The following is a 25,654-nucleotide window of genomic DNA, read 5'->3' as shown; positions in this document are numbered from 1 at the left end:
TCATAGGTTTTGCGCTTCTGATCCTGCTTGACTCTGTACCCTGATACAGGGTTTACAATACAGGTATCAGGCCAATGCCGGGAGGAATGAAGGATGCAGAGCTCTAAGGAAATGATTCAAGCCATGAAGCAATATTTGAAACAAAATAATCAAATTATTGGAAAAACAGCAGTTCAAATCCGTCAGGAAATGGCCGAATCCGCCTCACGGTTGCCACCGCTTCATGGAATATCCTTCGAAAGAATTGATTCGGACGGTGTAGCAGGAGAATGGCTTAATGTTATGGAAGACTATGCCGCAGAGGACAGGAAGAAGGCTATACTCTACGTTCATGGAGGAGGATTCATCTCCGGGAATTGTGAGATCTACCGTGATCTGTCTGCAAGAATTGCTTCCGCCAGCGGTGTGAAGGTGTTTACGTTAGAATATCGTCTTGCACCCGAGCATGTATATCCTGCAGCCAATGAAGATTGTCTAACTGCTTACTTCTGGCTGCTGCGGCAGGGTCTCCTGCCGGAAGACATCATACTGGGCGGGGATTCTATAGGTGCCACTCTCGTAATAATGACCCTGATTACGTTACGTGATACAGGTGAGGGATTGCCTGCCGCCGCATTTCTTCTCTCCCCACACGGCGATCTTGTCCACCTGGACGGGGAATCCTATGACAGCAGAGCAGAACTGGATCCTACGGGAAGCAGGGAGGGAAATCATAGAATCTTGCAGGATTATCTTGGAGGATATGAGGGGGATATGCCTGATCTGCTCTCGCCACTAAGGCTTCAACTGGGTGGGCTGCCACCATTGTTGATACAGGTCGGGGATCAGGAAGTGCTGCTGAATGATGCCGAACGGCTCGCAGAGCGTGTACGTTCTGCCGGAGGTGAGGTGCAACTGGAAATATGGGAGAACCTGTGGAGCGTGTTCCAGATGATGTCCGCTCTACTTCCGGAAGGGCAGGAAGCGATCGGGAATATTGGAGATTTTGTCACAAGGATCTGGGATAAATAGAGGGTCGAACGGATACAGGAGGAAATAATATGCCTTACACAATGGAAGTTAATGTAGCCAAGAATCAAGTGGTTGTAAAATCATTTGGTCTTACGGAAACGGATGTGCCAGCTTATATATCTGATTTTGAAGCAGCCATGAAGCAACTGAAACCAGGCTTCACTGGAGTCACTGATGTAACGGAGTCCCAATCCATTCTCACCCCTGAGGTTGCTTCCATGCTTGCGCCAACAGGTGAGATAGCCGTCGCGCATGGAGTGGGTGGATGGGTATATGTTGCGAACTCCAAGGTGTGGAAGATGCAGATGAACAGATTATTCGGAAAGTTTGCTGTCCATTATCCGACTTTTGAAGAAGCAGATGCTTATCTGAATAGTCTGGTGAAGTAATTACTAACTTATGATTTATGAGGGACGGTTCTTCGGAACGGTCTCTTTACTGTTTTATGAGAATAACAACCGTAGGTTGATCAGTGAAATAAGAAGATATCCAGTTACAGAGAGAACTCTAATTACTAAAAAGACTCCTCCTCTGCAGATAACTGCGGTATGGAAGAGTCTTTCGCCAACTTTAGTAGAGCACTAGTACTCCGAAGCCTTCAAGGCTGTATGGGCCGTTGATGACATCACCAGTCAACAGATCCATTCTCTGTTCTTTGAGCTGAATCGTTGCAGGTTCTTCACTGAAGTTCAGCAGAAACGCATAACTGTTATTTTCACTTTTGCGGATTTGCAGCTCTACTTCCGAAGGAAGCTCCAGCCATTCCGCTACAGGGGAGTGAAGCGAAAGTCTGTCTATGATCTGGAGGGTTGCTTCCGCGTTAAAAACAGCTCCGTAATACCACACCTCTCCTTTGCCGCGTTTGTTTCTGGTGACTGCCGGTTTGCCGGCATAATAATCGGTTACATAGGTGCCGACCACCTCGACTGTGTCCTCTTCGACATGAAGAATATCGTTGAATGCATCTGCCCCGGTAAGTACCCCGGAATCGTTACCCCAGCGGATGGAGGTAGGAAGACGGGTGCCTTTGACCATGGTGAATTCTTCAACGCTGATGCCGCAGAGGTCCTTCGCAGCACCTGGAAAAGGCCGCATATAACATTGTCCGCGGGTATCCTTGTAGCCGGTCCGGCAGCCAAAAATCAGCGTTCCGCCTTGCTGCACATATTGATCCAGCAGTTCTGCTGTCTCATCGCTCATAATGGCCGGATGCGGATAGACCAGAACATGATATGGAATCAGGTCGTCAATGGTGGTTTTGCTGCGCATGTAGATGATATCGTTCGGGATTTGCCGTTTCTGCAGTGCTTTGAACCATTCCTTGTTGCTCTGCCACGTAAAAGGTCCATGCCAAACATCGTATTCTCCATCCCATTCATTGTCGTAGTCACGCAGAATGGCGATATCCGCTTTAGAGCGGGTACCCACAATATGTTTACCAGCTGCAGCCAGCTCCCGGCCAATCTGTTCTGCCTCCCTGACCCTGCGGTTTGGCTGGTTATGATAGTCATTGATGCCGTGCCAATAAATTTCATTGCCCACCGTGGCTGTCCGCCAACGGAAGTAGAGCAGCTTGTCTGCTCCATGGGCAATGGACTGATACGTCCAGAGCCTCATTTGACCAGGTTTGGGTGAAGGCATATCCATCCGGTTAACCCAGCCGCCAGGGCCGGATTGCTGCTCCATGATGCAAAAGTTGGGGCTGATCGAGCGGACCGCAGTCAATGATTGGCTCCAGCTCCGGTCCAGCAGCGGTTCTGCTTCTGCAGGATCCGTACTGATACTTGCGAACTGCGGGTAGGAATCATAGCTGAAGAAATCAAGAAGCTGATCATTCAGCTCATGGCTGTCCAGATGTCCGAACAATCCATTGGTGGTTACCCATTGGGAAGGGGCTAGTTCCCGTATAATATCAGCTTGGATTTTGGCAAAAGAAATGGTGTTATCTGAAATGAACCGCTTCTCATCCAGCGCCTGATGCGGATTAGGCTGCATGGTTGAAGGGGTAGGGCGCGGCAGGAAAACCTGTGACCAGCTGTTATAGGTTTGATTCCAGAAAACAGTTCCCCAAGCCTCATTCAGCTTCTCCAGCGTTACATATTTGGCCTGTACCCATTCTCTGAAGGCCTGGTGATCACTCTCCGAATAGAATACATTAATTTCACAATTCAGTTCATTGTCAATTTGCCAGCCAACCACACCCGGATGGCTGCCATAATGCTGGGCGAGCTGTCTGGTGATTCTGGCGCAGAGCTCCCGGTATTGGGGACTGCTGTAATTGTAATGACGGCGCATGCCGTGCTGTAGCGTCACTCCGTCATAAGTAACATTCAGCACCTCAGGGTAACGTTCGGTAAGCCAGGCGGGGGGTGTAGCCGTTGGCGTACCCAGAATTACCTTAAGGCCATAGCTATGAGCCAGATCGATTGCTCTGTCGAACAGATCAAATTGGAAGACACCTTCTTCAGGTTCAAAAAGGTTCCAAGCGAATTCAGCCATCCGGACAATTGTGAATCCGGTTTCAACCATACGGCGGTAATCATCTGCCCAGAGTTCCTCCGGCCAGTGTTCAGGATAGTAGCATACGCCAAGCTCAAACTGATCATTTGTTAAGGGCTTTCTCATCATAACCTCCAAAGGATAGAGAACACTTCATCGTTGTGTCCCCGAAATGGGGCCGCTTTTGGGTGATCTTCTTCCAAGCAAAAGCAGCAATATCAGAGGCAGAGACTCACTGATATTATGAAAAATATGCTTTATTTCATTTACATATCTATTGTATTATCAAGTGAAATGAACATTATATAACAAAATATTGCTTTTATATGACGATATTGCGAGATTACACAAGAGCACTGAGGGGAGCTAATGAACGAATGAGAAATCAATGTTATCTGCCAACACCGGCTTACACCAAATATGTATGTTATCCAGAGTTTTTGGGCCACTACACCGAATTTCCCCAGCATACAGAAAGAAGAGCGGAAGGATTCCTGGACAGCTATAATCTTCATTTGATCTTTGCCGGGGAAGGTTATGTATTTCATGAGGGGGAACGGATTCCGATGGAGAGAGGCAAAGGTTTTCTTTTCCCCAGAGGCGCCTATCAACAGTACGGTTCTGATCTGAGCCAGCCCTGGGATGTACGTTGGGTACACTTTGGAACCGGTATGCCGCTGCCATTACTGGAGGAGGCCGATCAGTCGAGGGGTTACTTCTTCACCTTTGATCCGGAAGCGGGGCTGGAAAGTTTATTTGAGGAGATGTACCGGCTTGGCACTTCCTACGAGACCCGTTACGAACCGAAGCTGTCGGCGCTGTTATATGAAATCTTGATTACACTATTGCAAAACTCCGAACCGCAGAATGGCGCAGTTTCTTTGGAGATTAGGCATTCCATCCGCAACACAGCGAATCTCATTCACAGGGAGTGTGCGGGGACCTGGACACTGGAGACCATGGCCCGGTTGTCGGGTTACAGCAGCTATCATTTTCTGCGTCTGTTCCGTACAGTCATGGGTAAGACCCCGAACCGCTATTTGACAGAATGCCGTTTGGCCAGAGCGAAACTGCTGCTTGTATCTACTGAGTTCTCCGTTTCACAAATCGCGCGGCAGGCTGGCTTTGCCCAATCGAGCTATTTTATTAAAGTATTCAGACAGTTTGAGGGAATGCCCCCCAACCAATATAGGCTTGCATTTGGATCAACTGCGACTTAACATACGGTTTCTATTTTCATGTGAAAGTTACAGATTGAAATCTATGGTTACAAATTGGATACATTTACCTGATTCTCAACCACTATAATTATTCCTAGCAAATGTACATGGGAGGAAATCAATGAGAAAGCTTAGAACTACATATATCGCGTTACTGTTAAGCACATTCGCTATTGGACAACTGTCTGCTAATCCTGCATCAGCCGCCTCTGCGCCGGTAAATAACGGCGGTTTGCATGGATCTGCAGTATCTACAATAAGCGCCGTCCCCAAGAATCTGGGCTCCATCCAGCTGGAGGCGAATGTCAAAGCTACGTTAGAAGATGTGACTCTCTGGTCTCAGGCGGGAGGGAATATTCTAACGTATACGCTGAATTACTCCAACGCAGGGGGTAGCAATGCAAGTCTGAGTCATTATTTTTCGAGAGTAGTTACTTCTGGAGGCTCTGTCATTCCAGGCAATCCGGTGACCGCCGATTCGGCTAAGAACAAAGTCGTATCCAGACAAACCGAACGGGTAACCTACTATGTTAACATTGGCAAAATAAATTCACTTAACGGACTTAAAGTTACAATGTATGTGTGGGACCCCAAAAGCAAAGGTTACCTGAGACATGCGGGAACCCTCAGTATTCCTTCTAATTACTCATCGAGTGCAGCCATCGGCCAAAAACAGCAACTCAACATTAACAACATTCCAGTCACTGCTGCTTCGGAATCCCTACAGCTCTATAAATATGGAGGCAAGGTATTCGCAAAGGTTGGGGTTAACTTCAGCAATGTGGGGAATAAGGTACTCTCGGACCCAGGTTATTCCGCATACCTAATGTCTGCAGGAGGAACAGCCTTCGAGCTGGCACTCGACAATTCGCAGGCAGGTTATAAGATTCAGCCCCAGGAAAAGAAAACCATTTATTACCTAACCGAGATTCCGCCGTACCTAAAGACCGACAACATGAAGATACAATATGTTCAGAGGGATGAGACGCTTAAACTTGATCTCGCTAAATTTTCGTCCAAGCTTCCTGCGGCTGCAACCCCTGACCTGAACGTAGGCAAAGGGGCTATCAAAAAGGTCGGCATCAACAGCAATACTATCGAATTTCAGTTAACTGCAGCAAATGTCTATGCTGAAGATGCTACAGGGATATGGACGTTCCAGTTCCGGATTAAAAATGCCGGCAAACAAGCGGTGGTTCTACCTTCTTATGACCTCTCGGTTCGATCCGCAAAAGGGACAACCTTCCCTATCAGCTCTAGCGGTGTGAGCGGGGTCAAGCTGAAGCCCATGGAGGAAAAGGTAGTACAACTTACAGCCCAGATTCCACTTGAAGTGGAGCAGAACACACTGAAACTGCAAATGATTGAAGCAGTCAGCAGCAGCGATGCGGCCAGTACTGGAGCTCAAGTCAATCAAGGGACTTCGGGGGGCTCAGGTGCGAATTCTGGCCCTACAGTATCGCCAGGCGCGACGGCTAAGCTGACCATTCCTGTCGCTTATTTTTCCATTCCGTACACACTACGTACGGATGCTCAAAAAAATATGAATTACACCATCACCAATCCATCAGGTACATTCGGCTATAGCTTGCTGTCCCTGCAGCGTTATCCATGGAAAGATGACGACATTCTGATCGCCAAGTTGAACATTACCAATACGCAGTCAGTAAATCTTACACTGCCAGAACTTAAAGGTGCTCTCAAATTGGATAATAACGACTTGACGGCATCAACGGAATTATTCATAGAGAAAGAAGGTTCCTCTATTGCTCCAGGGCAAAGTGTGGTGGTTAATGTATTTAGCAAAATCCCTTATACTACGGAGTTCCAGTCAACGAGAGTCAATCTGTATTCCGTCGTGAAAGAAGAGACTGTGCCCTTTCTGTCGTTGAACACGAGCAGTGTAACAGATGCCGTATACAAGGTTGACAGAGGTGGCAGCTATACCATTGCCGGAAAAGGTAAAAATGCCAAAGTACAGGAGAGCAAAACGGTCATCTACCAAGGTGTTAACTCTAACATTGTCTACACTGAACTGTTCATGAGCAGCGAAGAAAAGAGACAAAGTAAAATGGCCCGCCTTCAGGCTTATTTTAAATCCGAAGACGGTCAACTATATGAGGCCACACCAATCCAGCCTGACACGGCGGCAACACCTGGCGGCAAGCAACTGGTAACATTCTGGGCAAAGCTCCCAAAAGCAGTAGATGCCTCGGATGTAACCCTATATATTGGACCCGGCATCACCGGGAACAACTTGACTGAGCCTGGACAGGAATCAACAGGTTTCATTAATGTCTCTGCCTTGGAACTGAGTCCGCAGTACATAACACCGGTTAACAATTTATCCAAGGTTACCTTATATCCTTATACATTGTCCGTTCTTAATTCAGAAGGCAGCAATGTACGCGGCAGCGACACGATTAATATCAACATGAATTACAGCCTGCTGCGTGATATCAGCTATGATGTGGGAGCATTCAATCACAAGCTTGTACTTAAAATGACGGATCCATACGGACAGACGCAAGAGAAAAGCATTACGATTGGAACGGATTTGATGGAAGGGGAAAATAACAAGTTTTCTTTGACCTTCAGCAGTGAAATGTACAAAAAACTGACTGGCGGAACATACTCCATCAAACTGTATGATGAATTCCAAGGTGAGCGGATCGAGCTGGCCAACCAGGCCTACGTTCTGAAGATAGAAAGACCAGCAACCACCGAGCTAAAGACAAGCACTGATATCAAAGAATAAAAAGGAGCAGCTTATGTTGCGAGTGGAGAATGTATCACATACGTTTAAAAGCGGCAGTGAAGTAACACCTGTGCTCCATAACATCAATTTCGAGGTGAAACCTGGTGATATGGTTGCCCTGCTGGGCAGCTCAGGTTCCGGTAAATCTACTATGCTGAATTTAATGGCGGGTCTGATGAAGCCGACAGAAGGACATATTTACATTGCCGACAAGGATATCGTGAAGATGGGGGAGAACAAGCTGGCAGTATTCCGGCGCAAAAATATCGGTTTTATTTTTCAGGCGTATGAGTTGATCACCAGCCTGACGGTACGGGAGAATGTGGAGCTTCCTCTTGTCTTCCAATCGGTCTCTCCGTCGGTCCGCAGAAAAAAATCACTTGCTTTGTTAGAAGCAGTGGGTATCCCTGATAAATCCGAGTTATTTCCCACCCAGCTCTCCGGAGGCCAGCAGCAGCGGGTCAGTATTGCCCGTTCGCTGATTACGGAACCGTCTATTATTTTTGCGGATGAGCCTACTGGTAATCTGGATACCAAAACAGAAGAAGAGATCATAAGTATATTGTTAGATTTAAACAAAAAAATAAAAACTACGTTCATTGTAGTTACGCACGAGCCTGAGGTGGCAGCGCATATGCAGCGTATTTTTACACTTCGTGACGGACACATGATTACTGAGAGAGATGGTTCCGCTGAATCAGAACCTTTAGAGGAGGAGCCGGACCGTGCGAATTCTTGATGTAACGCGTTTGGCGTGGGGCCAGATTAAACGGAGAAAGGTAGTTACGGGGCTTTGTATGCTAGGGCTCTCTATCGGCTGTTCGGCTATTGTCGTGGCCTTGAGTCTTGGCGACTCTGTGCAAGGCTATGTTAGCCGCGAAGTCACTGCCCAATTTAGAATGGATGAGATTACCGTGACACCGAATGAAGGAGTCTCCCAAGGCGGCGGTGAAGGTGCGGTCAAAACAGGGGCGAATTCGAATGTCGGCAAGCTGACTGAACAGAAGCTGGATATTATCAGGGGACTCAGACATGTCGCGGCTGCAGCGCCGTTTCAAGATGCAGGATATTTTGAGATCATAACCGCTGACAATAAAATATCCAATTTCAATTTGGTTGTAACTGATCTTACCCTGCTGACCAAATATGATTTTTCTTTTCAAAAAGGGGTACCCAGTAAACAAGTAGGCAGCTTAGTGCTTAACTATGGAGCTACTATCGGGTTAATGGACATCGAAACTCAAAAAAAGCTGTTCGAACAGATGAACACTAATGCCTACGACCCTGAAGTGATGCAGAAGTACGACGAACTATCCAGAATGCCTTCTGATCTGTACCAGCAGCAGGTTCAGTTTCGTTACAGTAATTTTGACAACAATACTCCAAAAACCTATCTCAGTTCCCAGCTTCAAGTCGTCGGCATATTGAAAAAAGCGGATGGGATGAGCGCGGATCAAGCTATGTATGATAAGAAGATTTACGTATCCCAAGAAACCTTTGACAGACTTAAGGAAGAATTCAACATGAAGACGGAAAATGCCGGATCGGGTGAAACTTACAACCAAGCACTTATTCGGGTAGATAACCAGAAGAATTTACCGCAGGTAGAGACACTGATTAAGAAACTAACTTTAAATACAAGCAACAATCTGTATCAACTGGAACAACTGAAGTCACAATTTGCTATGTTTAAAATGGTGGCTTTAGGAGTCGGCGGATTTATCCTGATCATTGCTTCCATCTCTATCATAGTAGCCATGACGATGTCTACACACCAGCGGCGCCGCCAGATTGGGATTATGAAGGTGCTGGGCTCCAACATGCGGCAAATTCGCACGATGTTCATTATGGAGTCCGCGTTGCTGGGCTTTATGGGTGGAGTACTCGGAATCGGCTTTTCATATTTGATTGTGGAAGGGATTAATAAGCTGGTCAGTAGTTCAGGAGAAATGACACTGGGTACTGGGGAAAGCCTTATCGTTTCTATTCCATTGACTACAATACCCCTTGGCATTGTTTTTGCAGTAATCACAGGAGTGTTGTCAGGGATATATCCTGCAATCAGTGCAGCAAGAACCAATGCGCTCACTGCGATTAAACGGGACTAGCCATTTATAAGCTGAAAGGAAGTTACAGGAATGAAGAGGATCATAAAGTGGAGTATCCTAGTGGTGATACTATCTGTCGCAGGTTATTTTATCTATAACCAAATGAATAAACCCAAAGAGCAGGCTGCGCCTGAAGAACCGATGCAGGCTATTACCTTCCCGGTAACCAAAGAAACGATGACAAAATCTATACAGGTTAAAGGCACTTCAAAATATCAGCATGAAACCCTGGTCTATGCTCCTTTTGCTTCCAAAGTAACAGACTGGAAAGTAGAAAACGGCGGACAAGTAAAAAAAGGCTCTGTGATGTACACGCTGGATACGGAGGCGCTCAAGAATGACATTGCCACCCAGGAAGCAACGATCCGCAAAGCAAAGCTGGAAGCCGAATTGAATGCCTTTATCAACCAGCAGAATGAGGAGACAGCCGTTGTAGGTGCTACTGAAGCTGAGCGCTTAAAGACTCTTGCGACACAAGAGACTTCAAGAATCAGCGATGATTTGAATCAGGTCAATGCGGAGATTCAAGCACGTGAAATTGCGGATAAAAAGAAGAAAATTCAAGCAGCGAGCTACCGCGCCCCAGCCTCGGGGATTTTCTTGTTCGACAATTCCAGTGAAATTCCACAATTGGTAACCGACAATCAGTACATCGGCAAAATTGTGGACCTCAGCAAATTGGAATTTATCGCTCTGGTGGGTGAACAGGATATATTCAGCATTAAGCCAGGTATGAAAGTAAAAGTCAAAATGACAGCTTCCAAGGATGTGAAGCTGTCAGGAGTAGTAACAAAGGTATCCAAATTCGCGACGACTGTATCGGCCAAGGATACAACGACCAACCAAACCCCGCAGTTCGAAGTGGTCATTTCACTTGAACCGAATGAGCTATTAATTGGCGGTCTCAGCTTAACTGGCGAGATAGAAACCTTACGCAAAGATAATGTTACCGCGGTATCAAACATTGCTATCATCCATGAAGGAGATCTTTCTTACGTTATGGTGGATAAAGGAAACGGAAAAACAGAGCGGCAACAAATTACTACCGGACTGGAAACCACAGATATGGTAGAAGTGCTGACCGGGCTGAAACCGGGTGACACCGTAGTGCTTCAGTAAGAAAGACAATATTTCATGCAAAAAGAAGTAATCTATCCACAACAGTGGAAGGATTACTTCTTTTGTTGTTATAAAGAGATTTTTTGTCGCCATATTTTAATGTCTTTGTTAAGCTCGGTAAGCTTAGGGATAGGAATTAGCTCGTCCGTTAGCTTGTATTTCTGCTTCAGTGCAAGAATCCGATAGACGCTCTCATCAATCCTGGCTTCCGAAATCTTACCGCTCCTCACAGCAGCCAGCAGGGCTTTTCGCGCCGTCTGTTCATTGCTGTATTCGTGAGCGATAAGCAGAATGTCACTGCCCGCGAGTACTGTATTCACAGCAGCCGTAGCCAGGCTGTAATTCTTCAAGATAGCACCCATAGTCAGGTCATCCGTGATGACCACGCCCTTGAAGCCCATCTGCTCCCGGAGCAATTGTCCGACGATGACTTTGGATAAGGAAGCAGGCCGGTCAGGGTCCAGCTTCGGATACAGGATGTGGGCCACCATTACCGCATCGGTCTGCTCCTTAATCGCGGCCTGGAAGGGCAGCCATTCGAGCTTTGCCAGCTGGGCTTCTGTTTTCTTCACTACCGGTAGCTCCAAATGGGAATCGACCGATGTATCTCCATGTCCGGGGAAATGCTTAACGACAGGGACCACACCTTCACTCTCGATCCCCTTCATTTCAGCAATGCCAAGCTTGATAACCTTCGCGGAGGTGCTACCGAAGGAGCGGTCTCCGATCACCGGATTGTTAGGATTGCTGTTGATATCCAGTACCGGAGCAAAGTTCATATTGAAGCCTGCACCCTGGACCTCTCTGGCCAGAAGCTTGCCCATGGTTTCCGCAGCTTCCGCATTACCACTTACGCCAACGGCTCCATTCGCAGGGATCTTGGCATATTCATCCGGCAAGCGGCTGACCTTGCCGCCTTCCTGATCGACACTGACAAACAGCGGTGCGGGGTTTCCAGCATTACTTCGCTTCAGCCCATTGGTGAGGCTGACCAGTCCCTTTAGGTTGTCAATATTATCCGCATACAGGATGATGCCGCCAACCTTATCTGTAGTGATCATGTTCTGCGTCTGTGCGCTTACTTCAGTACCGTCAATTCCTACGAGTAGCATTTGGCCGATTTTGTCTTCTAGCGGCAAAGTAGCTATCTGCTGTTCGATGTCGTCTGCGGGCCTGATACCTTCAGAGACAGCAGGCTCAGGTGAAGCCGAAGTCACCGGTAGAGGAGACTGATTAGCCGAGGGTGAGACGGTCTCCGTCTGCCGGGAAGGTGGATTAACAGAAGAAGGGGAAGCGGTAGAAGGGACTTCCTGAGGCTCTGCTGCTAGACCAGAACCAGCTTTTCCGCTGCAGCCGCTGCTGATGAGGAGGCAAGTCATGGCCATAACCAAAGTAATCATTCTATAGCTTCGAACCGTTGTCTTGCTGTGTTCATTGAAATGGGTCATTGGAAGCTGTTCCTCCTTAATGTTTGCTGGATCACAAGTGCAGGTGTTAAGATGGGATTGAGAGATGCTACATAGAAATGGCTGCAAGACAGACAAATTTATATGAAGAGGTGAACTTGATCATGAAAGAAGAATTGGTAAAAGCGCTCAATGAACAGATGAATTTTGAGTTTTATTCCGCACATGTCTACCTGGCGATGGCTGCGTATTGTTCCGGTGAAAGTCTCGATGGCTTCGCAAATTTTTTCCTGATCCAGGCAGAAGAAGAACGGTTCCATGCGATGAAAATCTACAAATTCCTGAATGACCGTGATTTCCGGGCCACACTTGCTGCCCTTCCAGAGCCCAAAAATGAGTATACATCCATGCTGGATGCCTTTGAACATGCATTCGCCCATGAGCAGCAGAACACCTCAAGATTCTACCATCTTGCTGATCTTGCACTCGATGCGCGTGAACATGCCACAATCTATTTCCTGAAATGGTTCATCGATGAGCAGGTAGAAGAAGAGTCGTTGTTCAGTAATATCATCGCCAAGCTGAAGCGGATTGAAACCGACAGCAACGCCTTCTACATGCTGGATGCTGAATTCGCAGGACGCACCTTTGTAGCTCCGGCTGAATAAGAAATGCAGTTTCTACTGAATCCCGGCAGGCAGCTGTATACCCGTCATGGTGCCCCCGCTCCGGACAATAAGAATGTTCCCTGTTTTTAGCGAAGGCTGGAATTCACGGGAAGAAGTTCTGACGGTGAACAGAGGCTTCTGGCTGATGATATCATAGGCATGAAATAATCCGTCAGATTGTCCAATGTACATGGCCTGGCCGAAGATATCCATTTGTACGGAAGGATTCTCGCCTTGCTTCATGTTGATCACCTGTCCATTTGCAAGCTTCATGGCAATCAGGGTCTGATCGCTATAATTGTAATACATTAGCCGGTCCTGAATTACCTTGTAGAGAGGAAATATACTGCCGGATAAGGGTTGATCCCATTGCTTGAGGGGTTTCCCATTCTCAGTATAATTCCAGAAGTTATACCGGGCGACCTTCCGGCCCTGCATAACATACAGGTTGTCGCCGTCCAGAAATGCTGTACCATACGCCCCTCCAGAACGGAATCCCCCGTCTGGAGGGGTATTATTGTCTGTCCAGCGGTAATTACGTTCACCTTTGATCTGCCCGCTCTTCAGGTTGAAAATAGACACCAGAACCTTACGGTTCACAGGGTCTTCATCCAGCATCTCCAGTGACTTGACGGAATACAATAATCCATCGCGAATAGCCAGCGGCATGCTCTGCCGGTACTGCTCCCATAGTTTCTTACCCGTCTGGGAGTCATAAGCTATGATCGACGGAAAGGTTAAGACTCCAGCGCTGGTATAAAGGCGGATCAGTACTCCGTCCTCTTCGTTAAGATCTGTATATCCTTCATAACTGCTGTTCTCCGCAATTTTCCATTTAAGCCTACCGGTGGACGCCTCCACCGCAGCTAGCTGTCGTCCCTCAGTTACATAAATAGTGGCTCCCAGTTGTTGAATACTGGATGCATTAGGCAAAGATAAAGAAGTCGTCCAGACTTTTCGACCTGACTCAGTTACAGCATACAGCGAACCGGTTTGCGTCAGTCCATATATCGTTCCTTTACTGTAGGTGAACATTGGTGCAAGGGCGATCCCATATTCCCAAAGTTTTTTGCCTGTAGCTGCATTCAGCGCAACTAACTTTTTATTCTGCTGAAGCGCAAAAACCTTGCCGTTCTCTGCGACAGCAGTAACGGACGGAGACGGAATATCGTTCGGCACAGTGGCCGTGGTGATAGACCATAACGGCTTAAGGACAGGTGCTGTAACTTTGGTGTAAAAAGAATTTCCAATACTGACTTCTGCCTTCTCGGCAGAAGCAGCGGGCAACAGTTCTCCGGCATACAGGGGCAATGTTATTCCCATGCCAGCGAGAACTAAAGTCATTTGTTTGAGCTTTAGTCTGTTCATTTTTTGCGCTCCTTTTGTACTCGGAATAGACTCCATTTCTATCAGGAAAAGAGCCTTATTATCCTTAGACTGGACAAATAGAAAAAAGTTACAGATGCCTGGTTGGTAAGTGAAGAAATGAATGGGAAAAATCTGAAGTTGAACGAGGGCAAACAATGTTACATGCGGCAAAACACTTCCGGTCTGGCAACTCTATTTAGCTGGGGGAACACTTACGGGTTCTTGCAACACTGTTTCTCTAGACCCACCCGGTTGTTAGCGTGTAGGATAGAACGATACTATTCTTTGGAGGTTCTTTGCTTGGAAAACTACAGTGACATCAAACAAAGTGAAAAAGGGGCCTGGCTAAGTCTGTTTGCCTACATTCTGCTGTCTGCCATCAAGCTGTTAATCGGTACATTTTCAAACTCTCAGGCACTTCTTGCCGACGGCTTGAACAACAGCACGGATATTATTGCCTCACTGGCTATTCTGGCCGGACTCAAGATTTCCAGGAGACCGCCGGACTCCAATCACAGCTACGGTCATTTCAGAGCGGAAACCGTGGCAGCGCTGGTCGCTTCATTTATTATGATCGCTGTAGGGCTTCAAGTTCTGTATCAAGGTGTGCACAAATTTATTCAGCCCGCACTGGAAACACCGGATCTTGTAGCCGCGTGGACGGCAGCTGGTTGTGCTATAGTGATGTTCGCAGTTTATATGTATAACATAAGACTGGCCCGCAGTCTGAACAGTAACGCGATGCAGGCCGTTGCCCAGGATAACCGTTCGGATGCTCTTGTAAGTATTGGCGCTTTTATCGGGATTGTCGGTTCGCAATTCGGTCTGCCTTGGCTGGATCCGCTGACCGCTACAATTGTCGGGGGATTGATCTGTAAGACGGCCTGGGATATCTTCCGCAAGGCAACTCATGATCTTACCGACGGCTTTGATGCCAGTGAGCTTGAGTTAATGAAACAGACGGTTGCTAAGATTGATGGGGTAGAATCTATTAAGGATATCAAAGCCAGAATACATGGGAATAATGTGCTGGTGGATACTACAGTGCTTGTGAACTCCAGCTTAAACGTTATCCAGAGCCATGATATCACCGAGGAAATAGAGGATCAGCTGAAAAATCTGCATCAGGTCTCCAATGTTCTGGTACATATAGAACCCGTGTAAAGGACGAACAGGTCTCTGAAGCTGAAGATCCATTTTCAACAGAAAAATTGTTCCAGAATTTGTAACGGATCTGTAGTATGCTTAACTCAAATTGGAGGTGGGCTATACTAATGAAAAAAGTGAATTTGGAAGGTCTTACGTTACTCGCTGATGATGTTGCCCGTTTAGCAAGGTTTTATCATGAAGTCCTGGGGTTCACGATTGTTGTAGAAGAGGAGCATTACGTAGAATTTAGCAATTCAGGAGTGCGATTAGCCATTTGTTCCAAATCACTTATGGCGGAGAATACCAACGATCATTTTTCCTTCAGAGAACAACGAAGCGGACAAGCCGCTGAGCTTAACTTTCAATGTGATTCGCCAGAGGAAGTATATACTTTGTACGATGAATTCATTTCGAAAGGAGCCATTGACATCATGCCGCCGCAAGTCAAGTCTTGGGGGCATACCACTGGTTTCTTTGCCGATCCTGAAGGGAATATTCATTCCTTATTTGCGATAAATCCGACATAATAACTGAAAATCAGAAACTGTGAAGAGGCGTAACCACGATGGGGGTTACGCCTTTTGTATGCATATCTCAATCGTTCGTCATCCACTTTTGATAAAACAAATACTTGACTCTACTAGTGGAATTGGATATATAATAACAATGTGATAATAACACATAGATAATAACTAAAAATCTAAGATAGTTCCTAATATAAATCAAAGGAGTATATACATGTCCAACAAACCGTTAACTGACCGAAATGGCTTAACCGAGGAACAATTTTTGCAGGGTTATGATGCGGGGATGTATGAGCGTCCATCTGTTACGGTGGATATGCTGATCTTTACCGTAATGGAGCAGGCGCAGGATAACTACCGCAAGCTCTCCGAGAAATCACTTCAGCTGCTGCTGATTCAGCGCGGTGAGCACCCGTTTCTGGGTCAATGGGCGCTACCGGGAGGATTCGTCTCTGTTGACGAGAGCCTTGAGGATGCTGCCCGCCGGGAGCTGCATAGTGAGACCAATATAGACAATGTCTACATGGAGCAGCTCTACACATGGGGTGATGTGAACCGAGATCCGCGCTTACGCGTGATCAGCAGCTCGTATATGGCACTTGTTGACCGGACTGCGCTTGATGTTCAGGCTGGGGATGATGCGGATGACGCTGGTTGGTTCGAGATTGCCTATGATGTGCTGAAGTCCAGCCGCAAAGAGCTTGAAGGTGGTTATCAACAGGATGAGCAGATTCGCATCACCCTACAGAAAGAGGATATTGTATTATCCGGTGTTCTTTCTGTTTCCGAGACTGTGCAAGGTCATGTCCGGCGTGTGCGGCGGGAGATTATAGAGAATCACGGGCTAGCATTCGATCATCTGAAGATGATCCAGTATGCCATTGAACGGCTTCGGGGCAAGGTGGAATACACCGATATTATTTTCAATCTGATGCCACCCTTATTTACATTGTCCGAACTTCAGCGGGTCTACGAAATTATACTCGGCAGAGAGCTCTTGGCCCCCGCCTTCCGCCGTAAAATTGCCGATCGTGTAACTGAAACCGAAGAGTTCACCAAAGATGCCGGCCATCGGCCTTCAAAGCTGTACCGGTACAAAGTAGACCGGGATGCATAATTAAGAATGAGTTAAATTATAGAATGGAGAATTACAAATGGAGACTTTTACTTACTTTTACCGCAGTGGATCACCGTTTTCGCAGTGGTATCCCTGCAATTTCACTGTAGAAGAGAATAGCTTCAACTGTGCAGAGCAATACATGATGTATGGCAAAGCTCTTTTGTTCAAGGATGAAGAAACGGCCAGACAGATTCTGCGGGCAAGAACACCCAGGGAGCAAAAAGAACTGGGACGTAAAGTGAGCGGCTTTAAGGAAACGGAGTGGAATGCTCACTGCAAAGAGATTGTCTACCAGGGAAACCGCGAGAAATTTCTGCAGAATGAAGAGCTGCTGGAGCTTTTGCTGAATACTAAGGGAACGACACTAGTGGAAGCCAGTCCGACGGACCGCATTTGGGGTGTGGGGTTGGCTGAAGACGACCCAAGAATCCGAAACAGAGATACTTGGAGAGGCACTAATTGGCTTGGAGAAGTGTTGACGCAGCTTCGGGACGACCTGTTACTGGAATAACTACCCCCGTATAACCCGGGTTAAGGAGTGAAGATATAAGATGAATAACTTAAATCCGAGGAATAAAAGAGCGGCAATTGCGCAAGAAACACTGGATAATTTGGAGAAGGGGAATTACGTTAACCGGATGGGACGGCATATCGACATAGCTGAAAGTGTGAGAGCATCCATCACGGATACCATGTTGTATGCACCGGACGAGCTGCCTCAGCTGAACGCAGCTGTTACGGAGCATATGAAGAAAGATGCGATGCATACCGCGAAGCTGTCTGTCACGAGTGAATCCACTTTGGAAGCCGCTTACCGATTAGTTGTCAAAGAGGGCGGGGAGCAGACGGTATGTCTGAACTTTGCATCAGCGAAGAACCCGGGTGGGGGCTTCCTGGGAGGAAGCCAAGCCCAAGAAGAAAGCTTGGCCCGAGCTTCTGCACTTTATCTGTCCATCGCCGCGAAAAATGAGATGTATCAATACAACCGAGGCCGTAAAACCTGTCTATACTCGCATTATATGATTCATTCACCTAAGGTACCTGTCATCCGTGACAGCCAGGATCAGCTGCTGGATGAACCGTATGTGGTATCTTTTATTACCGCACCAGCAGTAAATGCGGGAGTAGTCCGAGAGCGGGAGCCTCAGGAGATTGGAATGATCCCAACCGTGATGCTGGAGCGCATTCGCTACATTCTGGCTGTTGCCGCTAATAATGGGCACAAGACTATTGTGCTCGGTGCATACGGGTGCGGAGTTTTCCGTAATAATCCGAGCGAAGTTGCGGAGTGGTTCAGACAGGTGCTGTTGGATGAGGGCTATCAAAGCCTGTTTAACCAGATCGTATTTGCCGTGCTCGATCATTCTCCGAATGAGAGAGTGCTTGGCGCTTTTCGCACAATCTTCAATGCGTAAATATTGTATATACAATAATGATCAATATACCGAGCAATACACTCCAGGTGATCGGGTGATTGGGATTGAGACTCCAGCCAGCACCTGAACTTTTGCGGATAAACATAGGACGGTTCGGTCTATTTACTGACATTTTACTCATACTGCCCCTTCTTTCGGCCAAAGCATTGGCAGCAGTCAATGCTTTTTTACGTTTTTTACTAGTTTACTCTTTTAGAGGTCCTTTTGTAAGTTCGTTCTGATTAGAGAAAATACTGCAGGGCATTTACTTATTTTTGGGCCTTATTCCAATGCGTGAGCAGAGTTTATACTACACGAATGCTTTGTGTTATCATTTGAAATAGAGATTCAGATAAACTGCAAGTCAAGGGAGTGGAATGATGAAAATAATGCGTATGCTTGCGTCAGGTCTGGTCATGCTGCTTGTGCTGGGACTTGTGAATTTCTACATTGGTCTCCATTTATGGTATTTGCTGAAAAGTTGGGTGCCGGGAATATATGCAGGTATATATTGGCCTCTTTTCCTGCTTATTGCCTTTGCTTATATGATCGGAATGGTTCCTTGGCCGAAGGCTGTGAAGCCGGTTGCCCGGCTGTTCAAAGTCATAGGCTCCTATTATCTGGCCTGCATGGAATTTGCCATTATTGTACTTCCGCTTACGGATTTGTTCTATTGGGCGCTTGGTCTCATGGGGGTCGAGCGTACGTCCTTCACTTCGGAGGCGGGGACTACACTTGTTCTGCTGCTGGCCATCTTCCTAATCTGGGGTTCGCGCAATGCCTGGAGTACAGTTGTGCGTAATCACCCGATTCAGATTGACAAGTCAACTGGAACCAGTGTACCGCTGACCATAGCGGTCGCATCAGATCTTCATCTGGGCAACATTGTCGGCAACCGCCATTTGCGCCGTATGGTAGCTGAGATTAACCGGATGCAACCCGACTTGATTCTGCTTGCAGGGGATGTACTGGATGACAGTATTGAGCCGTTTATCCGCAACGGGATGAGTGAAGAGATCAGAAAGCTCAAAGCACGCCATGGCGTATACGCTGTACTGGGCAATCATGAATATTATGGAGGCTCCATTAAGCAATACACAGAGCTGATGGACAGCATCGGTATCAAAGTCCTCCAGGACGAAGTAGTGGACACCGCCGGCCTGTATATTGTGGGGCGCAAGGACAAAACGGCCGAGACTATGGAAGCCGGAGGCCGTAAAAGCGTGGAATCTTTATTGGAAGGACTTGATCTGACCCGCCCGGTGATTATGATGGATCATCAGCCCACCGGATTTGATATTGCTGCCAAGGCAGGTGTGGATGTGCTGTTGTCGGGACATACGCACCGGGGTCAAATTGCTCCGAACCATTGGATTACCAGACGGTTGTTTGAACTGGACTGGGGTTATCTGCGCAAGGATAAGCTGCATGTGGTTGTCTCCTCCGGGTACGGAACTTGGGGGCCTCCAATACGCTTGGCCAGCCGCTCCGAGCTGATCAAACTTGAGGTAAGGCTGGAAGGCAGCAAACGTTACATTGAAGAGCCGATTCACGGAAATCCTGTTCTGATATAAAAAGATAAACCCCCATGCCTCTCCTATTTTGAGGCACGGGGGTTTATTTTGTTTTGACATTTACAGCAGCTTACGTTATTTTTGAACAGAAGTAGTTAAGTTATTAACTAAGTGGAGCTGAACAGAAAGTATGAAAGATCTACAAGAGGGGAACTTACAGCAAGATGAGCTTCAGCAAGATGATCTGCAGGAATACGTGCTGAACCTGCCATTGCCGAATGAAGCCTTTTTCACATTGGTTGAGGCGACCGCCAATATGGTGGCTGTCTCTGAGAAGTACTGGCAGTCCAAGGGATTAAATGGTGCAAGAATTCGTGTGCTCGTGGAGATTGCCAAGCAAGGTGGAACGATGCTTCCTTCGGTACTTGCCGGCAAAATCGGAGTTTCCAAGGCCAATATCAGCCTGCTGCTGACCCCGCTGAAGCGGGATGGCTATATCGCGAGGACTGAGCACGCCCAGGATGGACGAAAATCAGTGATTTCACTAACCGCTGCCGGCCGGGTCCTATTGACGGAGCAGCTTCCCGGCAATCGCGAGGCCGTTGCTGGAAGGATGAGCCGGCTAAATGGAGAAGAACTTCGACAGCTAACAATGCTGCTGCAAAAGCTGAACCGGTCATAAAAGTGTATATCCAGCAAGACGCTAAGCTATATGAACGATGAAATCGAGTACCTGGTAGGCTGTAACTATACGACTCACAGGATGTCCTTCCGTTTCATGCTTCACTCATTTAGTTAAGGGCTTAACTATTATCGTGATATACATTATGCATTTTAGAGGAGGAATGAAGATGACAACACTGATTACTGGAGCTACTGGCCAACTAGGCAGTCAGATTATAGAGAATCTGCTAACCCATCTCTCAGCCTGTGAAATCATTGCAGGAGCACGGAATTTGGATGCAGCCGCACACTTTGCGGATCGTGGGGTAGAAGTCCGATGCACCGATTACGATCGGCCGGAAACACTGCAAACCGCTTTGGCTGGAGTGTCCAAGCTGCTGTTGATCTCCAGCTCGAACACAGATGATGCAGTCCGTCTGACTGGGCACAGGCGTGTAATTGATGCGGCTAGGACAGCCGGAGTTGCGCATATTGTCTATACCAGTTTTGCTTTTCCGCAGGCAAATAATATATATTCAGGCAATATTCATGCGCTCACTGAACAGGCGATATTGGATTCGGGGATGGAGTACACAATTTTACGCAACGGGTTGTACATTGATTTTGTAGGAGTGCTCGGACTGAATGAGGCGATCCGCACTGGTATTCTGCAGACCCGGCCAGGTGATTGGAGGTTCAATGCTGTAACGCGGGGTGACCTTGCACTGGCAACGGCAAAGGTTCTTGCCGGAACTGGACATGAGCATCGGGTGTATGAGCTGGCTGCGCCGCGCACATGGTCTTTCGCTGATCTGGCAGAGGTACTTACTGAACTTGCAGGCAAGCCAGTAGCTCACACCGAAGATGTGTCTGTACAGCACTGGATTTACCATTTTCTAAGCAGTATCAACACCATATCTACCTCAAAGGATCTGGAGCAACTGATGGGCCGGCCTGCCGCTTCACTAAAGGAGAGCATTAAGCTGTTTTTGAATCTGGATAATGTGTGATTATAGTCCTGCCCTCGTTGAAGTTGTCTTAATTCCTTAATGTTGCTACTATGATGACAGCATGATGGGATACCCGGGGAGTGATAGTGATGAAGAGAATATTAGTGGCTGATGATGATGTGAATATCCGCACATTGCTGCGGCATGTCCTGACAAGAGAAGGGTACCAAGTGCAGGAAGCTGCTGACGGACGCGAGGCAATGGGCCTGATGAAGGTCAATACTGTAGATCTGGCAGTAGTGGATGTAATGATGCCATATATGGACGGGCTTGAGCTGTGTGAGTACATCCGGGAGACTTATGATATTCCGGTGATCTTGCTTACCGCACGCCAACAGCTTAGCGACAAGGAGCAGGGGTACATGCGCGGAACCGATGACTATGTGACCAAGCCGTTTGAACCGGAAGAGCTTTTGTTCCGGATCAAAGCCCTGTTTCGCCGTTACTCGGTGGCTGCAAGCGACAAGATCCGGCTGAATTCTCTGGTAATTGACCGTAAGAATTACGAGATCAGCGACGGAAATGATGTGCTTTTGCTGCCGGTGAAGGAGTTTGAACTGCTTGCCCAGCTTGCGCAATATCCCGGCCGGCTGTTTTCGCGCAGCGAGCTGATTGAGCTGGTGTGGGGGGCGGATTATGAAGGGGATGAGCGGACGGTGGATGTGCATATCAAACGCCTGCGTGACCGGTTCAGCGGATACAAAAATGACTTTTCCATCCGAACGGTCCGTGGTATCGGCTACAAAGTAGAAATGGTGAATCCATGAAATCGCTGTATATAAGAATGAGTATATTATTCTGTTCGGTAATTGTGATCAGCAGCGTGCTGGGATTTCTCATATCCAACGCCTATTATCAGGTCAAAGTAAAACCGCAGAATGACGCCAAGCTTACCAAAATGGCTATTGGCCTGCAGTCTTTTATTGAAGATCATCCGGATGCCGTGGAGGAATATCTGCTCAGCACCGCTTCCCTGGGATACAAGATGTATCTACGGGGCGAACAGGGGGATGAACGATTCTATGGGCTGCCTTTCCGCAAAAATGATCTGAAGGAAGATGATTTGCAAAAAGTGCTGGCCGGAGGCATCTATCATGGGGTGTCTGACTTTCCCAGTCAGTTGTTCGTTACCGGATTTTTTGATAATCAGCTCAGCAATTCGATAGGTGTTCCCATATATGTTCACGGCCAGCCCTATGCGCTGTTTATGCGTCCGGATGCCGAGGTACAGTTCGGTGAGCTGCGGATTTTTTTTGCCGTGCTCATTGCAGTAACGATTCTTTTCAGTCTATGGTTTGTTCTGATCTCTGTTTTTCATGTGGTAAGGCCCATCACCCGGCTCACGGAGGCTACCAAAAAAATCTCCAAGGGCAGATATGATATTAAGCTCTATACGGCACGGCGCGATGAGATTGGTCAGCTGGCATCCCACTTCATGGTCATGAGCCGGGAGCTGGAGCGGACGAATCAGGCACGACAGGAATTTGTCGCCAACGTATCGCATGAGATCGAATCTCCGCTGACTTCTATCCAGGGCTTCGCCCATGCTCTTAAAGATGGCACTCTCCCCGACCAGCAGCGGTTAGAGTATCTGTCCATCATTGATGAGGAGAGCCGTAGGCTGTCTATGCTCAGTAAACAGCTGCTCACCTTGTCTTCACTGGATTATGACGGATATACGCTGGAGAAGAAAAGCATAGATCTGCGGGCACAGCTGCGCCAGGTTGTGCAGATTATGGAGTGGCAACTGACGGAGAAGGAGCTTGCGGTGCGGCTGCATGTGCCGGATATCAATCTTCAGGGCGATTCCAATCTGCTATACCAGGTATGGATGAATCTGTTGTCTAACGCGATAAAATATACCCAAGTTGGCGGATCTATCACGATCTCGGCGGAAATCTCACATCACAGCTGTGTCCTATCTGTTGCGGATAATGGCTTAGGCATTCCTGAGGATCAGCTGCCGATGATATTTGACCGCTTCTATAAAGTAGACCGGGCGCGTACCCGGGGGAGCAACAGCACCGGTCTTGGATTATCCATTGCGCGGAAAATAATCGAAGTCCACGGCGGTACCATTGAAGCGGAGAGCCAGCTTGGAAAAGGAACTGTTTTTACAGTTGTACTGCCGCTTTTGTAATTCTCTATTCATACTCCGTTCATTTTCATCTTCTAGACTGTGTCTATACAGATTAGAAGGAGTGGTTACATGTTTTTGGCATTAAGGGAGATGAGGCACTCCAAAGCACGCTACAGTCTCATAATGGTCATTATGCTCCTGGTCTCATTTCTGGTCCTGTTCGTGACCGGGCTTGCGCGGGGATTGGCTTATGCTAATATATCCGCTGTAGAGAACATGTCCGCCAATTACTTTGTGGTACAAAAGGACGCCGATCATACCTTCAGACGTTCCCAATTGGGTGAAGGCGAGCTTGCTGCCGCACGTTCGGTTGCCGGAGAGCAGAATGCTTCTCCACTAGCGGTGCAGATGAGCACAATTACTGCTGCAGAGGCGGATATAAAAGCGGACATTACCTTTTTTGCAGTTGATATGGATGGTATGCTGGCACCCAAGGCGGTTCAAGGGTCCGGCATTACCAATGAAACACAGGGCAAAGTGCTTGCAGATTCGAAGCTTGCAGATTCAGGGGTTACGATCGGCAGTTCAATCAAAGATCAGGCCTCCGGGCTGACCTTCAAGGTAGCAGGTTTTGTAAAAGACAGCTCTTACAGCCATACTCCAGTTGTCTACATTAACAATCTGGACTGGAATGCTATAAGACAGGGCTCGGGCCAGAGCGGCATAGATGCAGACTCTGTTCCTTATAATGTCATAGCGCTACAGGCAACCTCTAGTCAAGCTTCTCAGATCACGGACAAACTGGACAATGTCGAGGTTATTACGCAAAAACAGGCAATCGCCAGCATTCCTGGATACTCTGCCGAACAGAACTCACTGCTGATGATGATCGTGTTCCTGTTCGTCATTGCAGCATTTGTACTTGCTGTATTCTTCTATGTGATTACGATCCAGAAGACCAGCCAGTTCGGCATTCTGAAAGCGATGGGTACTAAGATGTCCTACTTGGCCTGGAGTGTGGTCGGTCAGGTGTTGATACTCTCGGTAGCCAGTCTTGCAGTAAGCCTGTTGCTGACCTTTGGTATGAATATGGGCCTGCCGGATACGATGCCGTTCCAATTGGAAGGCAAGACGATCCTCTTGACCTGTGTACTGTTCGTCGGGATGTCACTGTTAGGCTCGCTGATCTCGGTAGCCAGAGTGGCAAAAGTAGACGCCTTAGAAGCGATAGGGAGGACTGGAGCATGAGTGCTGCTAAGTTAATGATGAAGCAAGTGACGCAGACGTACGGCGACGGTGATAGAGCTATGACTGTATTGAATCATCTTGATTTTACGGTGAACGAAGGCGAATTTGTGGCAGTGCTAGGGCCCTCCGGTTCTGGTAAAAGCACTTTTCTCTCCGCAGCCGGTGCGCTTCTGACTCCGACTAGCGGTGAAATCTTCATTGATGGTGAACCGCTGGGCAACAAGGATAAAAGAGAGCTAACCGAGCTTCGATTGCAAAAGGTCGGTTTTATGTTCCAAAGTGCCCAGTTGCTGCCCTACCTGAAAGTGGAAGAACAGCTGTTGTATGTGGCTAAACTTGCAAAGCTGAGCAGCAAGGAAGCTAAAGAACGTTCGGCCTATCTGCTGAAGCGGCTGGAAATCTGGGAGCGCCGGAATCATTATCCCGGGCAGCTCTCCGGCGGGGAGAAGCAGCGCGTGGCGATAGCCAGAGCCTGGATGAACAAGCCGGCCATTCTGTTTGCCGACGAGCCGACGGCAAGCCTGGATTTCAGCCGCGGGCACGAGGTGGTCCGTATGATTGCGGATGAGGTGACAAGCGAAGGCAAAGCGGCTGTCATGGTGACTCATGACGAGCGGATGCTGGAGTGGTGTAACCGGGTGTATCTTTTACAGGATGGCGTGCTGGTTGAACAGTAGGAAAGTTCGGTACTCCAGAGCAACTAGGATAACACATCCTAGCGCAAAAACTGGTTTCATGAGGAAGGGCTGATAAATCTAGCCCTTCTTTTTTATT

General features: G+C 47.6%; 23 protein-coding genes. 20 read left to right on the top strand and 3 right to left on the bottom strand.

The features are described from left to right. Nucleotides 1-93 precede the first annotated feature (93 nt). Both ACAN54_RS07875 and ACAN54_RS07870 read left to right on the top strand, forming a co-directional pair. Nucleotides 94-1,011 (top strand): alpha/beta hydrolase, encoded by a 918-nt coding sequence (locus ACAN54_RS07875; protein WP_379152745.1) that lies wholly within the window; start codon nt 94-96, stop codon nt 1,009-1,011. 29 nt (nt 1,012-1,040) lie between these two features. Beyond that, nucleotides 1,041-1,400 (top strand): hypothetical protein, encoded by a 360-nt coding sequence (locus tag ACAN54_RS07870; RefSeq protein ID WP_379152743.1) that lies wholly within the window; start codon nt 1,041-1,043, stop codon nt 1,398-1,400. 181 nt (nt 1,401-1,581) lie between these two features. Here ACAN54_RS07870 and ACAN54_RS07865 read toward each other — a convergent pair whose 3' ends face one another. After that, nucleotides 1,582-3,636, bottom strand: a complete 2,055-nt coding sequence (locus ACAN54_RS07865) for a beta-galactosidase (protein WP_379152741.1) — start codon at nt 3,634-3,636, stop codon at nt 1,582-1,584. Between the two features lie 251 nt (nt 3,637-3,887). Between ACAN54_RS07865 and ACAN54_RS07860 the strand changes: the two genes are divergently transcribed. The 5 genes from ACAN54_RS07860 to ACAN54_RS07840 all read left to right on the top strand — a co-directional run bounded on the left by ACAN54_RS07860 (nt 3,888) and on the right by ACAN54_RS07840 (nt 10,715). After that, on the top strand, nt 3,888-4,730 hold the full coding sequence (locus ACAN54_RS07860) for a helix-turn-helix transcriptional regulator (protein WP_379152739.1): 843 nt from the start codon (nt 3,888-3,890) through the stop codon (nt 4,728-4,730). A gap of 121 nt (nt 4,731-4,851) precedes the next feature. Next, on the top strand, nt 4,852-7,488 hold the full coding sequence (locus ACAN54_RS07855; RefSeq protein ID WP_379152737.1) for a hypothetical protein: 2,637 nt from the start codon (nt 4,852-4,854) through the stop codon (nt 7,486-7,488). Between the two features lie 13 nt (nt 7,489-7,501). After that, nucleotides 7,502-8,227, top strand: a complete 726-nt coding sequence (locus ACAN54_RS07850) for an ABC transporter ATP-binding protein (protein ID WP_379152735.1) — start codon at nt 7,502-7,504, stop codon at nt 8,225-8,227. After that, the gene (locus tag ACAN54_RS07845) at nt 8,214-9,596 is read left to right on the top strand and encodes an ABC transporter permease (protein WP_379152732.1); all 1,383 of its coding nucleotides are present in this window, start codon (nt 8,214-8,216) and stop codon (nt 9,594-9,596) included. The genes ACAN54_RS07850 and ACAN54_RS07845 overlap by 14 nt, the downstream gene beginning before the upstream one ends. 102 nt (nt 9,597-9,698) lie before the next feature. Next, the gene (locus tag ACAN54_RS07840; protein WP_379152730.1) at nt 9,699-10,715 is read left to right on the top strand and encodes an efflux RND transporter periplasmic adaptor subunit; all 1,017 of its coding nucleotides are present in this window, start codon (nt 9,699-9,701) and stop codon (nt 10,713-10,715) included. A gap of 68 nt (nt 10,716-10,783) precedes the next feature. Here the strand turns inward: ACAN54_RS07840 and nagZ are convergent, their stop codons facing one another. Continuing rightward, on the bottom strand, nt 10,784-12,163 hold the full coding sequence (nagZ, locus tag ACAN54_RS07835; protein ID WP_379152728.1) for a beta-N-acetylhexosaminidase: 1,380 nt from the start codon (nt 12,161-12,163) through the stop codon (nt 10,784-10,786). A gap of 122 nt (nt 12,164-12,285) precedes the next feature. Here nagZ and ACAN54_RS07830 point away from each other — a divergent pair, with 122 nt between their 5' ends. Continuing rightward, complete coding sequence (locus ACAN54_RS07830) at nt 12,286-12,789, top strand: ferritin (protein WP_379152726.1); 504 nt, start codon at nt 12,286-12,288, stop codon at nt 12,787-12,789. Nucleotides 12,790-12,801: 12 nt separating this feature from the next. Here ACAN54_RS07830 and ACAN54_RS07825 read toward each other — a convergent pair whose 3' ends face one another. Continuing rightward, nucleotides 12,802-14,157: an outer membrane protein assembly factor BamB family protein gene (locus ACAN54_RS07825; RefSeq protein WP_379152724.1), complete on the bottom strand. Its 1,356-nt coding sequence runs from the start codon at nt 14,155-14,157 to the stop codon at nt 12,802-12,804. Between the two features lie 300 nt (nt 14,158-14,457). On the opposite strand from ACAN54_RS07825, the gene ACAN54_RS07820 reads away from it, so the two are divergent. The 12 genes from ACAN54_RS07820 (at nt 14,458) to ACAN54_RS07765 (ending at nt 25,557) form a co-directional block, all read left to right on the top strand. Then, complete coding sequence (locus tag ACAN54_RS07820; protein WP_379152722.1) at nt 14,458-15,321, top strand: cation diffusion facilitator family transporter; 864 nt, start codon at nt 14,458-14,460, stop codon at nt 15,319-15,321. A 110-nt stretch (nt 15,322-15,431) separates the two neighbouring features. Further along, entirely contained in the window at nt 15,432-15,833 is a 402-nt protein-coding gene (locus tag ACAN54_RS07815) for a VOC family protein (protein ID WP_379152720.1), read from the top strand. Between the two features lie 211 nt (nt 15,834-16,044). After that, nucleotides 16,045-16,947, top strand: coding sequence for an NUDIX hydrolase (locus ACAN54_RS07810; RefSeq protein WP_379152718.1), 903 nt, complete (start codon nt 16,045-16,047; stop codon nt 16,945-16,947). 37 nt (nt 16,948-16,984) lie between these two features. Next, nucleotides 16,985-17,461 carry a riboflavin biosynthesis intermediates N-glycosidase gene (gene ybiA, locus ACAN54_RS07805; protein WP_379152716.1) on the top strand — a complete coding sequence of 159 codons (477 nt, stop codon included), beginning with the start codon at nt 16,985-16,987 and terminating at the stop codon, nt 17,459-17,461. Between the two features lie 40 nt (nt 17,462-17,501). Further along, nucleotides 17,502-18,365, top strand: coding sequence for a TIGR02452 family protein (locus tag ACAN54_RS07800; protein ID WP_379152714.1), 864 nt, complete (start codon nt 17,502-17,504; stop codon nt 18,363-18,365). Nucleotides 18,366-18,745: 380 nt separating this feature from the next. Next, nucleotides 18,746-19,939: a metallophosphoesterase gene (locus ACAN54_RS07795; protein WP_379152712.1), complete on the top strand. Its 1,194-nt coding sequence runs from the start codon at nt 18,746-18,748 to the stop codon at nt 19,937-19,939. A gap of 130 nt (nt 19,940-20,069) precedes the next feature. Then, complete coding sequence (locus ACAN54_RS07790) at nt 20,070-20,561, top strand: MarR family winged helix-turn-helix transcriptional regulator (protein ID WP_379152710.1); 492 nt, start codon at nt 20,070-20,072, stop codon at nt 20,559-20,561. A gap of 169 nt (nt 20,562-20,730) precedes the next feature. Next, nucleotides 20,731-21,552, top strand: coding sequence for an SDR family oxidoreductase (locus ACAN54_RS07785; RefSeq protein ID WP_379152708.1), 822 nt, complete (start codon nt 20,731-20,733; stop codon nt 21,550-21,552). 89 nt (nt 21,553-21,641) lie between these two features. Further along, nucleotides 21,642-22,319, top strand: a complete 678-nt coding sequence (locus ACAN54_RS07780) for a response regulator transcription factor (RefSeq protein ID WP_379152706.1) — start codon at nt 21,642-21,644, stop codon at nt 22,317-22,319. Then, on the top strand, nt 22,316-23,692 hold the full coding sequence (locus ACAN54_RS07775) for a sensor histidine kinase (protein ID WP_489685738.1): 1,377 nt from the start codon (nt 22,316-22,318) through the stop codon (nt 23,690-23,692). Before ACAN54_RS07780 ends, ACAN54_RS07775 begins: the two co-directional genes overlap by 4 nt. A 69-nt stretch (nt 23,693-23,761) precedes the next feature. Continuing rightward, nucleotides 23,762-24,880: an ABC transporter permease gene (locus ACAN54_RS07770; protein WP_379152702.1), complete on the top strand. Its 1,119-nt coding sequence runs from the start codon at nt 23,762-23,764 to the stop codon at nt 24,878-24,880. After that, nucleotides 24,877-25,557 carry an ABC transporter ATP-binding protein gene (locus ACAN54_RS07765; protein ID WP_379152699.1) on the top strand — a complete coding sequence of 227 codons (681 nt, stop codon included), beginning with the start codon at nt 24,877-24,879 and terminating at the stop codon, nt 25,555-25,557. Before ACAN54_RS07770 ends, ACAN54_RS07765 begins: the two co-directional genes overlap by 4 nt. Nucleotides 25,558-25,654 lie beyond the last annotated feature (97 nt).

This window comes from Paenibacillus diazotrophicus (genome assembly GCF_042610465.1).
Note: the sequence above shows the minus strand (reverse complement) of the source record. Positions and strands in the feature narration are given on the sequence as shown.